Below are 14,083 nucleotides of genomic sequence, written 5' to 3'. Positions count from 1 at the left end.
CACCTGGACGCCCGGCCCGCACACGACCTCGGTGACGTGCCGAGGGAATACTTCGACACTGTCGTGATCAACTCGGTGGCGCAGTACTTCCCGAGCGTCAGCTACCTCACCGAAGTGATCAGGGAGGCGTACGGTCTGCTCGCGCCGGGCGGCACGATCTTCCTCGGTGACGTCCGGAACTTCCGGCTGCTGCGGGCTTTCCGGACCGCCACCGAGATCCGGCACGGGCGTGCCGACGTCTCAGCGGTGGACCAGGCAGTGGCTCGTGAGGGCGAGCTGCTGCTCGATCCGGACTACTTCGTGGCGCTCGCCGACGAACTCGGCGGCGACGCGGACCTCTGGGTCAAGCGAGGTGCCGCGCACAACGAGCTGACCCGCCACAGGTACGACGTTGTCCTGCGCAAGGCACAGCGAGCGGAGCCGGTCAGTGAGGAGATCCTTCCGTTCAAGGATCTCGCCGCGCTGGAAGAGGTCCTGCGCGATTCACGGCCCGATCGCCTGCGGGTGACCGGTATTCCGAACGCCCGCCTGTCCGGCGAGCTGGCAGCGGTCCGGGTGCTCGGCGGGGGAGACGCGCTGGCCGCGCTGGACACTGTGGACGGTGTCGATCCTGAAGAACTGTTCGCGCTGGCCGACCGGGCCGGCTATCAGGTCGCGGTGACGTGGGCGGCGGGCGCGGAGGGCGCCGTCGACGCGGTGTTCGCTCTGGCTGCGCCCGAGCAGGTGTACCGGCCTGGCCCGGTGCGCGCGTCGCTGAACTCGTTGGGCAACAACCCAGCCGGGCACCGGGAAACCAGCTCACTGGTGGCCTCGCTGCGCGCGCACGTGCGCGACCAGTTGCCGCAGTACATGGTGCCTTCGGCGTTCGTGGTGCTGGACCGGCTGCCGGTGCTGGCGTCCGGCAAGCTCGACCGCAAGGCACTGCCCAGCCCGGACCGGCACACGTCGATGTCCGGCCGCGCGCCGCGCACCCCGGTCGAAGAGGTGCTGTGCGGGCTCTTCGCCGAGGTGCTGGCGGTGGCGGCGGTCGGCGTGGACGACGACTTCTTCGCGCTGGGCGGGCATTCGCTGATGGCGACCCGGCTGGTGGCCAGGGTGCGTGCGGTGTTCGGGGTGGAACTGGAGGTCCGCGCGGTCTTCGAGACGCCCACGGTCGCCGGGCTGGCCACGGCGCTGGCACGGGGCGCGGCCGAGGCCCGGCCCGCGCTGGTCCCGGCTGAGCGACCGGAGTACCTGCCGCTTTCGTATGCGCAGCAACGGTTGTGGTTCCTGCACCAGCTTGAAGGCCCGTCACCGACGTACAACATGCCGATGGCCATGCGGCTGACGGGCACGCTCGACGTCGCCGCGATGCAAGCGGCGTTGCGGGATGTGATCGGTCGTCATGAAGCGCTCCGGACCGTGTTCCCGGAGCGTGATGGTGAGGCGTACCAACACATCCTGGTTGATCCCGATGTGACACTGCACGTCCGGGCCGTGTCCGCGGACGGCCTCGTGGACGCGATCTCCGAGGCGGCCCGCTGTGTCTTCGACCTGCGGACCACGATTCCCGTGCGGGCCGAGCTGCTGCGGCTGGGGGACCGTGAGCACGTGCTGGTGCTGGTGTTCCACCACATCGCTTCGGACGGCTGGTCGACGGCGCCGCTGTGGCGCGACTTCGCCGCCGCGTACACCGCCAGGACCGCCGGTCACGCGCCGGAGTGGGAACCGTTGCCGGTGCAGTACGCCGACTACACCTTGTGGCAGCGGGACGTCCTCGGCGACAGCGTGATCGAGCCGCAGTTGGACTACTGGCGCTCGGCGCTGGCCGGCCTGCCGGAGCGGATCGAGCTGCCGACCGACCGGCCGCATCCACCGGAGGCATCCTACCAGGGCGAACTGTTCATGTTCGACTGGGACGAGGACCTGCACGCCGGGCTGGTCGAGCTGGCCCGTGCCTGTGGCGCCAGCGTGTTCATGGTGGTGCACGCGGGCCTGACCGCGGTGCTCACCCGGCTCGGCGCGGGCACGGACGTGCCGATCGGGACGTCGATCGCCGGGCGGACCGACCAGGCGCTGGACGATCTGGTCGGGTTCTTCGTGAACACGTTGGTGCTGCGGGTGGACACGTCCGGCGATCCGTCGTTCCGTGATCTGGTGGCCCGCGTGCGGGAACGCAGCCTGGACGCGTACGCCCACCAGGACGTGCCGTTCGAGCGGCTGGTCGAGGCGATCAACCCGGCGCGTTCGCTGTCGTACCACCCGCTGTTCCAGACCATGCTGGCCTGGCAGAACAACGCGATCGCCGAGGTCCGGCTGCCGGGCCTGACCGTGGCCGAGGAGCCGATCAGGACCGGCACCGCCCGTGCCGACCTGGTGTTCTTCGTCGGTGAGCGCAGCGGCGCGGGTATCCGCGGCGCCGCGGAGTACAACAGCGACGTGTTCGATCGGTCCACTGTGGACGCTGTACTGGACCGGTGGGAACGGCTGCTGCGGGCCGCCGTCGCCGACCCGGACCGGCCGATCGGCCGGATCGACGTGCTGACCCGCGAAGAGAACGACCAGCTCGCGACCGAATGGTCGGCCACGGCAGCGCCGCTGCCCGTCGCCGGTGTCGCCGACCTGTTCGCCGCCCAGGTCGCGCGTACGCCAGCCGCGGAAGCACTGGTCTTCGGCGACTCGCGGCTCACTTTCGCCGAGCTGGACGAGCGCGCGGACCGGCTGGCCAGGGCGTTGGTCGCGCGGGGCGCCGGGCCGGAGAAGGTGGTGGCGCTGGCGTTGCCGCGCTCGGCGGAGTTGGTCAAGGCGATGCTCGCCGTGATGAAGTCGGGTGCGGCCTACCTGCCGCTCGACCTCAACCACCCGGCCGAGCGCATCTCGGTGATGCTCGATGACGCGGACCCGCACCTGATCATCGCCGCGAACGACGACTGGCTGCCGGACCGGGTCGTCGACCCGGCGGCGTCGTTCGACGGCAACGTCGAATGGCCGCAGATCCGGCCGGACCACCCGTCGTACGTGATCTTCACGTCCGGCTCGACCGGCCGCCCGAAGGCGGTCACCGGTACCCAGCGGGCACTGGTGAACCGGCTGCACTGGGGACGCGAGTTCAGCGGCAGCAGGGTGGCCAAGAGCGCGCTGACGTTCATCGACGGGTCGACCGAACTGCTCGGTGGCCTGGTCGCCGGGGACACCGTGGTGCTCGCCGACGACACGACCGCCACAGATCCGCTGGCGCTGGCGGCTTTCGTGGACCGGCACGGCGCACGGACGCTGACCGTGGTGCCGAGTCTGCTGGCCACGCTGGTCGAGGACGCCCCGGCGGGATCGTTCGACTCCGTGACGACGTGGATCACCAGCGGCGAGGCGTTGCCGGCCGAGCTGGTCGACACCGTGACGGCGCGCTGGCCTGCCGCGCGGCTGGTGAACCTGTACGGCTGCTCCGAAGCAGCGGGTGACAGCCTGGCATTCCACTGTGCGCCAGGCGTGACGGGACGCGTGCCGATCGGACGGCCGATCGCGAACACGCGGGCGTACGTGCTCGACACGGCCCTGCACCCGGTCGCGCCCGGTGTCCGGGGTGAGCTCTACCTGGCCGGTGACGGGCTTGCCCGTGGCTATCTCGGCCAGGCCGCGCTGAGCGCGGAGCGGTTCGTAGCCGACCCGTTCGGGCCCGCGGGCTCGCGGATGTACCGCACCGGTGACCTGGCCCGGCGACGGCCGGACGGCGTGATCGAGTTCCTCGGCCGCGCGGACCAGCAGATCAAGATCCGCGGCTTCCGGATCGAACCCGGCGAGGTGGAGGCCGCGCTGCTCGCGCATCCGGCCGTCACGCGCGCCGTCGTGCTCGCGCGAGGTGACCGTCTGGTCGGCTACGTCGTGGCCGGGGAAGACGCCACCCGGCTGAGGTCGTTCCTCGCCGCCCGGCTGCCGGATCACCTTGTGCCGTCGAGCATTGTCGTCCTGCCGGAGTTCCCGCTGACGCCGAACGGCAAGCTCGACCGGCGGGCGCTGCCCGAGCCCGGCGCCACTGTGGAGATCAGGGACGCCCGTACTCCGGCGGAACAGGCGTTGTGCGAGCTGTTCGCCGAGGTGCTCGGCCTGCCCCGGGTGGGCGTCGACAGCGGGTTCTTCGAACTGGGCGGGCATTCGCTGCTGGCGACCCGGCTGGTCAGCCGGATTCGCGCGGTGCTGGGCGTGGAGGTGCCGATCCGGGCGGTGTTCGACGCGCCGACCCCGGCCCGGCTGGCCGGGCTGCTGGATCCCAGCCGGGCGGGCCGTCCGCCGCTGCGGCCGGTCGAACGGTCCGAGATCGTGCCGCTTTCCTTCGCCCAGCAACGACTCTGGTTCCTTGACCGGCTGTCCGGGCCGAGCCCGACGTACAACATCCCGTGGGCGTGGCGACTGTCCGGGCGCGTCGACACCGAGGCGTTGCAGGCGGCGCTCGGTGACGTCGTGGCGAAGCACGAGGTGCTGCGCACCCTCGTGCTCGACGACAGCGGCACACCGCGCCAGGTCGTGCTGGACTCCGCGGAACCGGTGCTGAACATCGAGACGGTGCCGGCGGAGGACCTGCCGAGGCGGTTGGCCGCGTCGGCGAAGTACTGCTTCGCGATCGACAAGGAGATCCCGATCCGGGCCGCCTTGTTCTCCACAGCCGAGGACGACCACGTCTTCATGCTGCTCGTGCACCACATCGCCGGTGACGGCTGGTCGTTGCCGCCGTTGCGGCGCGACCTGGACGCCGCGTACGCCGCGCGCCGCGCGGGCCTGGAACCCGGCCTGGCGCCGCTGCCGATCCAGTACGCGGACTACACCGTGTGGCAGCGCGACATGATGGGCGACGAGGACAGCCCGGAAAGCCTTTTCGGCCGTCAGGCCGCTTTCTGGCGCGAGACCTTGGCCGGGCTGCCCGAGGAGCTGGCGCTGCCGACGGACCGGCCACGCCCGCCGCAGTCGACCAACCGTGGTGGCAGCGTGTCGTTCGAGGTACCGCCCGAGGTGCACCGCGGTCTGCGCGAGCTGGCCCAGGGCAATGACGCCAGCATGTTCATGGTCCTGCAGGCGTCCTTGGCGGCGTTGCTGACCAGGATCGGCGCGGGCACCGACATCCCGCTCGGCAGCCCGATCGCCGGGCGCACCGACCACGCGCTGGACGACCTCGCCGGGTTCTTCGTGAACACGTTGGTGCTGCGCACCGACACCGGCGGCGACCCGACGTTCCGTGAGCTGCTCGGCCGGGTCCGGGAGACCGCGCTGGCCGCGTACGCGCACCAGGACCTGCCGTTCGAGCGGCTGGTGGAGATCATCAACCCGGCCCGGTCGCTGGCCAGGCACCCGCTGTTCCAGGTGATGCTCGCGCTGTACCACTCGTCCGCCGAACCCGGGCGCGTGCTCGGCCTGGCGGCGGACTGGCGGGACACCGGGCTGCGGCAGGCCAAGTTCGACCTGTCGTTCGACCTGGTCGAGAAGCACGGCGTGGACGGCATCGAAGCCGACATCGAGTACAGCGTCGACCTGTTCGACGAGGACACCGTGCGGACGTTGGCCACGCGGTTGGTCCGGGTGATGACCGCGGTCGTGGCCGAGCCGGACCGGCCGATCAGCCACATCGACATCCTCGACCCCGCTGAGCGGCTGCGGATCGTGGACGAGTGGGGCGCCTCCGCCAGTGTGGTCGGTCCGCGGACGATTCCGGAGCTGTTCGCGGCCCAGGTGGCCGCGACACCGGACGCTCCCGCGCTCAGCGACGCCCAGTCGACGCTGACGTTCGCCGAACTCGACGACCGGACGACTTCGCTCGCCAGGAAACTGGCCGCTGCCGGGGCGGGTCCCGAGCAGGTGGTCGCGATCGCGTTGCCGCGCAGTGCCAAGGTGTTCGAGGCGATCCTGGCCGTGCTCAAGTCCGGTGCCGCGTACCTGCCGATCGAGCCGGCCCAGCCGGCCGGCCGGATCGCCGAACTGCTCGACGACGCGAAACCCGTGCTGCTGCTGACATCCGCGGCTGTCGAGCTGCCGGACGGCGGCCCGCGAAGGATTTTGATCGAGGCCACGGACGAGCTGCCGGAGACCACGCCGGTGCCGCCTCAGCCGCAGCACCCGGTGTACGTGATCTACACGTCCGGCTCGACGGGCAAGCCGAAGGGTGTTGTGGTCCCGCACTCAGCGCTGGCGAACCTGTTCCACAGCCACCGGGAGACCTTGTACCGGCCCGCCGGTCGGCGCATGCGCGTCGGGCACGCGTGGGCCTTCTCGTTCGACGCGTCGTGGCAGCCGCAGCTGTGGCTGCTGGACGGGCACGAGGTGTACGTCGTCGACGATGAGACCCGTCGCGACCCCGTGCAGCTGGCCGCTCTGGTGCGAGAACAAGGCTTGGGCTTCATCGAGCTGACTCCGTCACACTTCACGCAGATCGCCGCGGCCGGCGTGATCGACGGTGACGACTGCGCGCTGCCGGTGGTCGGGGTCGGTGGCGAGGCGATCTCCCAGCAGCTCTGGGAGCAGTTCCGGGCACTTCGCGGCACCGAGGCGTACAACCTCTACGGACCGACGGAGTGCACTGTGGACTCGCTGGTCGGCCGGGCGCGGGACGCCGACCGGCCGGTGGTCGGCCGCCCGGTGCACGGCGCGCGGGCGTACGTCCTGGACAGCGGCCTGCAGCCGGTGCCGGAGGGAGTCACCGGTGAGCTGTACGTCGCCGGCGCGGGCCTGGCGCGTGGTTATCTCGGCAGGCCGGGCGAGACGGCGGGCCGGTTCGTGCCCGACCCGTTCGGCCCGCCGGGCGAGCGGATGTACCGCACCGGTGACCTGGTGCGGTGGCGCGACGGGCAGCTGGAGTACCTGGGCAGGGCCGACGACCAGGTGAAGATCCGCGGTTTCCGGGTCGAACCCGGCGAGATCGAGGCGGCGTTGACCAGGCACGACACCGTCCGGGACGCGCTGGTGGTGGTCCGTGAGGACAGGCCGGGCGACCGGCGCCTGGTCGCGTACACCGTCCCGTCCGGGGCGGACCCGGCGGAGCTGCGGGCGTTCGCCCAACAGACGTTGCCGGAGTACATGGTCCCGGCCGCGTTCGTGGCGATGGACGCGTTCCCGGTCACCGCCAACGGCAAGCTCGACCGCACCGCGCTGCCGGTCCCGGATCTCCGGCCATCCGCAGGCAGACCACCGGAGACACCGCTACAGGCCACGCTCTGCAAGGTCTTCGCCGAGGTGCTCGGCATCGACAACGGCGGCACCGCGGCGGTCGGCATCGACGACGACCTTTTCGCGCTCGGCGGCCATTCGATGCTGCTTGTGCTGCTGCGCAACCGGATCCGTGAGCGGACCGGGACCGAACTGCCCATCGCCGAGTTCTTCCGTACCCCCACAGTGGCCGGGCTGTCCGCCCGGCTGGCCCACTTCGAGTAGGAACGCGACATGCGACGCACACTGATGAACAGCAAGATCCACCGCGCCACCGTGACCCAGGCGGATCTGCACTATGTCGGGTCGCTGACGATCGACGCCGACTTGATGAAGGCCGCCGACATCGTCGAGGGTGAGCTGGTGCACGTCGTCGACATCACCAACGGGGCCAGACTGGAGACGTACGCGATCACCGGCGAGGCGGGCTCCGGCGTGATCGGCGTGAACGGGGCGGCCGCACACCTGGTGCACCCGGGTGACATGGTCATCATCATTACGTACGCGCAGCTGGAACAGCACGAGATCGCCGGGCACAAGCCGACCGTCGTGCACGTGGACGAGCACAACCGGCAGGTGCTGATCGGCACGGACCCGGCGCAGCCGGTGCCTGGCGCGGTGGCACAACTCAGTGGGCGAGGGCAGTGACAACACACGCGGCGACAGAGAAACAGATCACCGGCAGGCAAGTGCTGCGGGGCGCGATCAGTGGCCAGCGCGGGCACGTGTCCTTCGCGGCGCTGGGGTTCAGCGCGCACCAGGCCGGTGAGGCGGTCGTGCCCGTGCTGATCGGTGTGGTGATCGACCAGGCGATCGGTGCCGACGGGTCCGGCAGGCTGTTCCTCTGGCTGGGGATTCTCGCCGCGGTGTTCGCCGTGTTGTCGTACAGCTACCGGTTCGGTGCCCGGGCGGCGGAACGCGCCGCCGAACAGGCCGCGCACCACATCCGGCTGGGGTTGGCGGCGCGCGTCCTCGACCCGCGTGGCGGGGCCGAGTCGGGCCGGTTGCCCGGTGAGCTGGCCAGTCTCGCGACCGGTGACGCGCAACGGGTCGGCGCCTTCAACCGTGCGCTGCCGTACGGCATCGCGGCTGTGGCAGGTGTCGTGGTGACGGCTGTCGCGTTGTTGCGTGAGTCCGTACCGTTGGGGTTGCTTGTGTTGCTGGGCACGCCGCCGTTGTTGTGGCTCGCGCATCTGTTAGGTCGTCCGTTGGAGCGGCGCAGCGAGGCCGAGCGCGACCGTGCCGCGAACGCCTCGGGAGTCGCCGCGGACCTGGTCTCGGGACTCCGGGTCCTCAAAGGACTCGGCGCCGAACGTGTCGCGGTCGACCGTTACCGCAAGACCAGCCAGGAATCGCTGGCGGCGACGGTTCGCTCGGCACGCGCGAAGTCGGTCCACGACGGTGGGATGCTCGCCCTCAACGGCATTTTCCTGGCGATCGTCGCCCTGGTCGGCGGCCGGCTGGCCGCGGAGGGGTCGATCAGCATCGGCGCGTTGGTCGCCGCGGTCGGCCTCGCGCAGTTCCTGCTCGGCCCGTTGACCAACCTCTCCTGGGTCAACTCGGAGTACGCGCAGGCCCGCGCCTCGGCCACCCGGATCGCGTCGGTGCTGTCCGCGCCGCCCGCGGTGCAGCCGGGAACCGAGAAGTTCGACGGCCCGGTGCGGGGTGAGGTCGCGTTGCGTGGCGTCTCGCATGCCGGGTTGAAGGACATCGACCTGCACGCCGCCCCCGGTGAGCTGCTGGGTGTGGTCGCGCCGGATCCCGCCATCGCCGTCGCACTGCTGGAATGCTTGGGCCGTGACGTCGATCCGGTCACCGGCACCGTCGAGGTGGACGCCGTGGCGTTGTCCTCGCTCGAGTTCGGCGAGGCTCGCGGCGCGTTGCTGATCGCGGCACACGACGCGGACCTCTTCGAGGGCAGCCTGATCGGAAACGTCACGTCCAACGGGGACGGCGCGGAGCGTGCGCTCGCCGCGGCGGGAGCCGACGAAGTCGCCCGCGCCTTACCGGAGGGGGTGGATACGGTGCTGACCGAACGAGGACGGTCCCTGTCGGGCGGCCAACGCCAACGGGTCGCGTTGGCCCGTGCCTTGGCGGCCGATCCGCCCGTGCTGGTGCTGCACGACCCGACCACGGCGGTGGACGCCGTCACCGAGGCGGGAATCGCCGAAGGGCTCAGGGAGATCCGCCGTGGAAAGACCACGATCGTGGTGACCACCAGCCCCGCGCTGCTCTCGGTGGCGGACCGCGTTGTGGTCATCGAAGACGGCAAGGTCTCCGCTCAGGGCTCGCACGGCAAGCTCGCCGCAGAGCACGCCGGCTACCGGACGGCGGTGCTCACGTGAGCGAGTCGTCCACCACGGTGCCCGGGGCACGTACGTACAGCGGAGGGCAGGCATGAGCCAGCAACTGCTGCCCACAGCGACTCCGAAGCGGACCCGCCAGGCGGTCTGGGAGTTGTTGCGCCTCGACCGTGGGTTCGCTGTCGTGGCGTTTCTCGTCCTGCTGGCCGCGACCGGTGTCGGCTTGGCGACCGCGCCGCTGCTCGGCCGGATCGTCGACCTCGTCGTGGAGCGTTCGCCGGTCGGCGCGATCACGCTTCCCGTCGTGCTGCTGGTGATCGCCGCGATCGCCCAGGGTGTTCTCATGGGCGTCGGAACGAACTTCGTCGCGCAGGTCGGCGAGCGGATGCTCGCGCGGCTGCGGGAGCGGTTCGTCGAACGTGCCCTGCGGTTACCGCTCGAACAGGTCGAGCGGGCTGGTTCCGGCGACCTGACCGCGCGGGTCAGCGACGACGTCACCGTGATCGCCGAAGCGGTCCGCAACGCACTGCCCGCGTTGTCTCGGTCGCTGCTGACGATCGTGCTCACACTGGGCGGAATCGCCGTGCTGGACTGGCGATTCCTGGTCGCCGCGCTGCTGGCCGTGCCGATCCAGTTGCACACGGTCCGGTGGTACGCGAGAAACGCCGGGCCGATGTACGCGCGGCAACGCATCGCCGTCGGCGCGCAGCAGCACCAACTGCTCGACACCATCGGCGCGGGCAAGACTGTGCGAGCCTTCCGGCTCGCCGACGACCACATCGACCGCGTCCGTGGCAAGTCGCAGATCGCGGTCGACGTGGCGCTGACGGCGGCCAAGCTGTGGACGAAGTTCTACGGCAGGCTCAACCTGGCCGAGTTCGTCGGGCTCGCGGCGGTGCTCACCGCCGGTTTCCTGTTGGTGCGCGACGGTGACGTCTCGGTCGGCACCGCGACCGCGGCGGCGCTGTACTTCCACGGCCTGTTCAACCCGATCAACGTCGCCTTGGCGCTCGTCGACGACGCGCAGGCCGCGATGGCGAGCCTCGCGCGGCTCGTCGGTGTCGCGGAGACGCCTCCACCGGCCGAGCCTGAGAAGCCGGCCGTCCCAGCCGATGCGTCAGTCACCGCATCCGGTGTGCACCACGCGTACCACGAGGGCGAAGAAGTGCTGCACGGGATCGACCTGGACATCCGGCCGGGGGAGCGGGTCGCGTTGGTCGGCGCCAGCGGCGCCGGGAAGACCACGCTGGCGAAGCTGATCGCGGGCATCCACTCGCCGTCCAGCGGGACCATCCGGATCGGCGGCGCCCCGCTCGAGGACCTGGGACCTGCCGGGATCAGCCAGTCGGTTGTCCTTGTCACCCAAGAGGTCCACGTGTTCGCCGGGCCGCTCGCCGACGACCTGCGGCTGGCTAGCCCGGACGCGACCGAGGCCGACCTGACCGAGGCCCTGGACCGGGTCGGCGCCCTGGCGTGGGTCCGGGCCCTGCCCGACGGCCTGGACACCGTGGTCGGCGAAGGCGGCCACCGGCTGACCGCCGCCCAGGCCCAGCAACTCGCGCTGGCCCGGCTGATCCTCGCCGATCCGCCGATCGTGATCCTGGATGAGGCGACCGCCGAAGCAGGCAGCGCGGGCGCACGGGTGCTGGAGGGCGCGACGGTCGCGGCGTTGGCGGGCCGCAGCGCGCTCATCGTCGCCCACCGCCTCACCCAGGCCATGGCCGCCGACCGGGTCGTCGTGCTCGACGACGGCCGTGTCGTCGAGTCAGGCACCCACACCGAACTGGTCGCCGCAGGCGGCCACTACGCCACGCTCTGGCAAGCGTGGTCCGACACCCGCCAGAACGTCTGACCAAGGAAGGCATCATGACCAACCCGTTCGAAGACCCCGACGGCACCTACCTGGTTCTCGTCAACGCCGAGAACCAGCACAGCCTGTGGCCGTCCTTCGTGGACGTCCCGGCCGGCTGGACCAGCGTGCACGGTCCCGCGGACCGCCAGGCCTGCCTGGACTACGTCGAGCGGAACTGGACCGACATGCGGCCGCAGAGCCTGATCGACGCGATGAAGAACTGACCGTTCCGACAGGAAACTCTCAGTCCGCTCTCATGGACCCGTTGCACCATGGAGAAGGTGGAACGGAGTCGCTCATGAGTGTGCTTGGTGCCGTGCTCGGATTCGTCCTGACGTTGTTCATCGTCGTGCTGGTGATCCGTGCGGTGCTGGACTGGGCCGGCGTGCTCGCCGGCGGCGGAACCGCCGTGGTCAGGGCACGGCGTGTGGTGTACGGCCTGACCGAGCCGGTGATCGCACCGGTCCGCCGGGTGCTGCGCCCGGCGCGCGTCGGCCCGGTGTCCATCGATCTCGCGTTCACCGTGGTCTTCGTCGCCGCGGTCATCCTGCGGACTGTGGTCAGCGGCTTCTGACTGACCGGTAGAACGCCGTGGGGCCTGTCACCAGCGCGACAGGCCCCACGGTGTCCAGCGGGTTGTTACTTCACCGAGTTCGCCAGCTGCGGCACGAGGTTGTCCAGCAGCATCGGCAGGCTCAGCACCGAGATGAACGACGCGGCGTTGCCGATGTCGGTGCTCTCGTCGAGGATGATGTCGCGCTTCTCCTTGGCCACCTTCAACGACGCGTACAGCGGGTCCTTGTCCAGAGTGGTCCTGGCGTCCTTGGCGACCGCCAGCCAGATGATCACGTTCTGGTCGAGCAGGTCCACCCGCTCCTTGCTGATGGACGCGCCGAACTTGTCGCCGATCGTCTCGTCCAGCTTCTCCGGCAGCTTGAAGCCGAGCGACGTCAGCAGCCGGGACCGCGGGTCCTGCGAGCCGTAGACGAAGTAGCCCTCCCACATGGTCGCGACCAGCCCGGTGGAGGTGGCGAACTTCGGGTTGTCCTGACGTGCCTTGGTGATCTTCGCCTCGACGTCGGCGACCAGCTTGTCCGCCTGCGCGGACTTGCCGACCAGCTTGCCGAGCGTCTTGGTCGACTCCTGCCACGGGATGCCGTAGTCGTTGTACTCCTTGGGCTGCGCGACCGTCGGGGCGATCTTGGACAGCTTGTCGTACGACTCCTGGGTCAGCCCGGCGTACAGGCCGACGATCAGATCGGGCCGCAGCGACGCGATCTTCTCGTACTCGGGGCCGTTCGCGTCGTTCAGCACGGTCGGCAGCGGGGCGCCGTTGAGCTTGTCCTTGGCCCACGGGTTGATGGCGCCTTCGTACTTCTTCAGCCAGTCGGTCACGCCGACCGGCACGACGCCGAGCGCCAGCAGCGCGTCCTGCTCGGTCACGCCGACCACGACGATCCGCTTGGGCTCGGCGTTGACCGTGGTGCTGCCGAACTTGTGCGCCACTGTGACGGGGAACGCGGCGGCGTCCGCCGTGCCGGACTGTGGTGCCGCCGGGGTGTTGGAGCCGGACCCACAGGCAGTGAGCAGCAGCAGGCTGGCGGCTATCAGGGAACGGATCATGTAGGTGCCTTTCCAGGTCGAACGCCCCGACTCGTCATGCCGGTGTTCACTAGTCCGGAGACTTCGGTTAGCCTAACCTCAACAGTTGGCGTCCCAGAACCTGGTGGTGTGTGTGGTAGGCGTGACGAACCACACCAGATCGACATTTCGGGCCGGCCAGGCGCTGGGCCTGCTGGTGAGCCTCGCCGCGCTCGCGTTCGTCTGCGCGCTGGGCATCTGGTTCGGCTCGAAGGACATCCCGTTCGCCTCGACGTGGGACGTGCTGTGGCACAACGACGGGTCCAGGGACGCGGTGATCATCCACACCGTTCGCATCCCGCGGACCCTGCTCGGCCTGCTGGTCGGCGCGGCTCTCGCGATGGCGGGCGCGCTGATGCAGGCGCTGACCCGCAACCCGCTGGCCGAACCCGGCCTGCTCGGCGTCGGCGCGGGCGGCGCGGCCGCCGTGGTGGCGGCGATCGGGTTCTTCGGCATCTCCGGCGTGTCCGGGTACGTGTGGTTCGCGTTCGCCGGTTCGGGGATCGCGGCCGTGCTCGTCTACATGCTGGGGTCGTCCGGTCGCAGCGGTGCGACACCCGATCGTCTGATCATGGCCGGAGCCGCGGTCAGTGCCGTGCTGTACGCGCTGATCTACGCGGTGCTGTTGCTGGACCCCATCACCTTCAACGAGTTCCGGTTCTGGAACGTCGGCTCGTTCACCGGCCGCGACATGGACATCATCCCGCCGCTGCTGCCGTTCTTCCTGATCGGCATCGTGCTCACGCTCGCGCTGGCCCGCCCGCTCAACGCGATCGCGCTCGGCGACCAGACCGCCACGGCGCTGGGCGCCCACATTGGACGGACCCGGGTGCTCGGCATCATCGCCGTGACACTGTTGTGCGGGGCCGCGACCGCCGCCATCGGGCCCGTCACGTTCGTCGGCCTGGCCGTGCCGTACATGGTGCGGCTGATCACCGGGCCCGACCAGCGCTGGGTGCTGCCGTACAGCATGATCTTCGGGCCGATCCTGCTGATCGGATCGGACGTGCTCGGCCGCGTGATCAACGAACCTCAGGAGCTGCAGGTGGGTATCGTGACCGCGTTCGTCGGCGCGCCCGTCTTCATCTGGCTGTGCCGGCGCCGCCGGGTGACCAAGCTGTGA

8 protein-coding genes are annotated in these 14,083 nt (G+C 70.2%); 7 read left to right on the top strand and 1 reads right to left on the bottom strand.

What is annotated here, in order from left to right; all coding sequences use genetic code 11:
- From GC106_RS17665 to GC106_RS17640, 6 genes are all read left to right on the top strand, one after another.
- A partial coding sequence (locus GC106_RS17665; RefSeq protein WP_173131448.1) for a non-ribosomal peptide synthetase occupies positions 1-7,389 on the top strand: 7,389 nt, incomplete at its 5' end.
- Positions 7,390-7,398: 9 nt separating this feature from the next.
- Positions 7,399-7,812 carry an aspartate 1-decarboxylase gene (gene panD / locus GC106_RS17660; RefSeq protein ID WP_173131445.1) on the top strand — a complete coding sequence of 138 codons (414 nt, stop codon included), beginning with the start codon at positions 7,399-7,401 and terminating at the stop codon, positions 7,810-7,812.
- Positions 7,809-9,509: an ABC transporter ATP-binding protein gene (locus GC106_RS17655; protein ID WP_312872709.1), complete on the top strand. Its 1,701-nt coding sequence runs from the start codon at positions 7,809-7,811 to the stop codon at positions 9,507-9,509. Before panD ends, GC106_RS17655 begins: the two co-directional genes overlap by 4 nt.
- Positions 9,510-9,561: 52 nt before the next feature.
- Positions 9,562-11,319, top strand: a complete 1,758-nt coding sequence (locus tag GC106_RS17650; protein WP_173131443.1) for an ABC transporter ATP-binding protein — start codon at positions 9,562-9,564, stop codon at positions 11,317-11,319.
- A 14-nt stretch (positions 11,320-11,333) separates the two neighbouring features.
- Positions 11,334-11,543 carry an MbtH family protein gene (locus tag GC106_RS17645; RefSeq protein WP_217280607.1) on the top strand — a complete coding sequence of 70 codons (210 nt, stop codon included), beginning with the start codon at positions 11,334-11,336 and terminating at the stop codon, positions 11,541-11,543.
- A 74-nt stretch (positions 11,544-11,617) separates the two neighbouring features.
- Positions 11,618-11,893: a YggT family protein gene (locus GC106_RS17640; protein ID WP_173131441.1), complete on the top strand. Its 276-nt coding sequence runs from the start codon at positions 11,618-11,620 to the stop codon at positions 11,891-11,893.
- A gap of 65 nt (positions 11,894-11,958) precedes the next feature.
- Here GC106_RS17640 and GC106_RS17635 read toward each other — a convergent pair whose 3' ends face one another.
- Positions 11,959-12,942, bottom strand: a complete 984-nt coding sequence (locus GC106_RS17635; RefSeq protein WP_173131438.1) for an iron-siderophore ABC transporter substrate-binding protein — start codon at positions 12,940-12,942, stop codon at positions 11,959-11,961.
- A gap of 100 nt (positions 12,943-13,042) precedes the next feature.
- On the opposite strand from GC106_RS17635, the gene GC106_RS17630 reads away from it, so the two are divergent.
- A complete protein-coding gene (locus tag GC106_RS17630; protein WP_376777752.1) occupies positions 13,043-14,083 on the top strand; it encodes a FecCD family ABC transporter permease in 1,041 nt (346 codons plus the stop codon).

Source organism: Kibdelosporangium persicum, from assembly GCF_013280595.1.
Classification (GTDB): domain Bacteria; phylum Actinomycetota; class Actinomycetes; order Mycobacteriales; family Pseudonocardiaceae; genus Kibdelosporangium; species Kibdelosporangium persicum.
This window is presented reverse-complemented; position numbering and strand designations above follow the sequence as displayed.

Bases quoted from the DNA above. Each gene is read 5' to 3' on its own strand.
- panD (WP_173131445.1), top strand. From the start codon at position 7,399: ATGCGACGCACACTGATGAACAGCAAGATCCACCGCGCCACCGTGACC.
- GC106_RS17650 (WP_173131443.1), top strand. From the start codon at position 9,562: ATGAGCCAGCAACTGCTGCCCACAGCGACTCCGAAGCGGACCCGCCAG.
- GC106_RS17645 (WP_217280607.1), top strand. From the start codon at position 11,334: ATGACCAACCCGTTCGAAGACCCCGACGGCACCTACCTGGTTCTCGTC.
- GC106_RS17640 (WP_173131441.1), top strand. From the start codon at position 11,618: ATGAGTGTGCTTGGTGCCGTGCTCGGATTCGTCCTGACGTTGTTCATC.
- GC106_RS17635 (WP_173131438.1), bottom strand. From the start codon at position 12,942: ATGATCCGTTCCCTGATAGCCGCCAGCCTGCTGCTGCTCACTGCCTGT.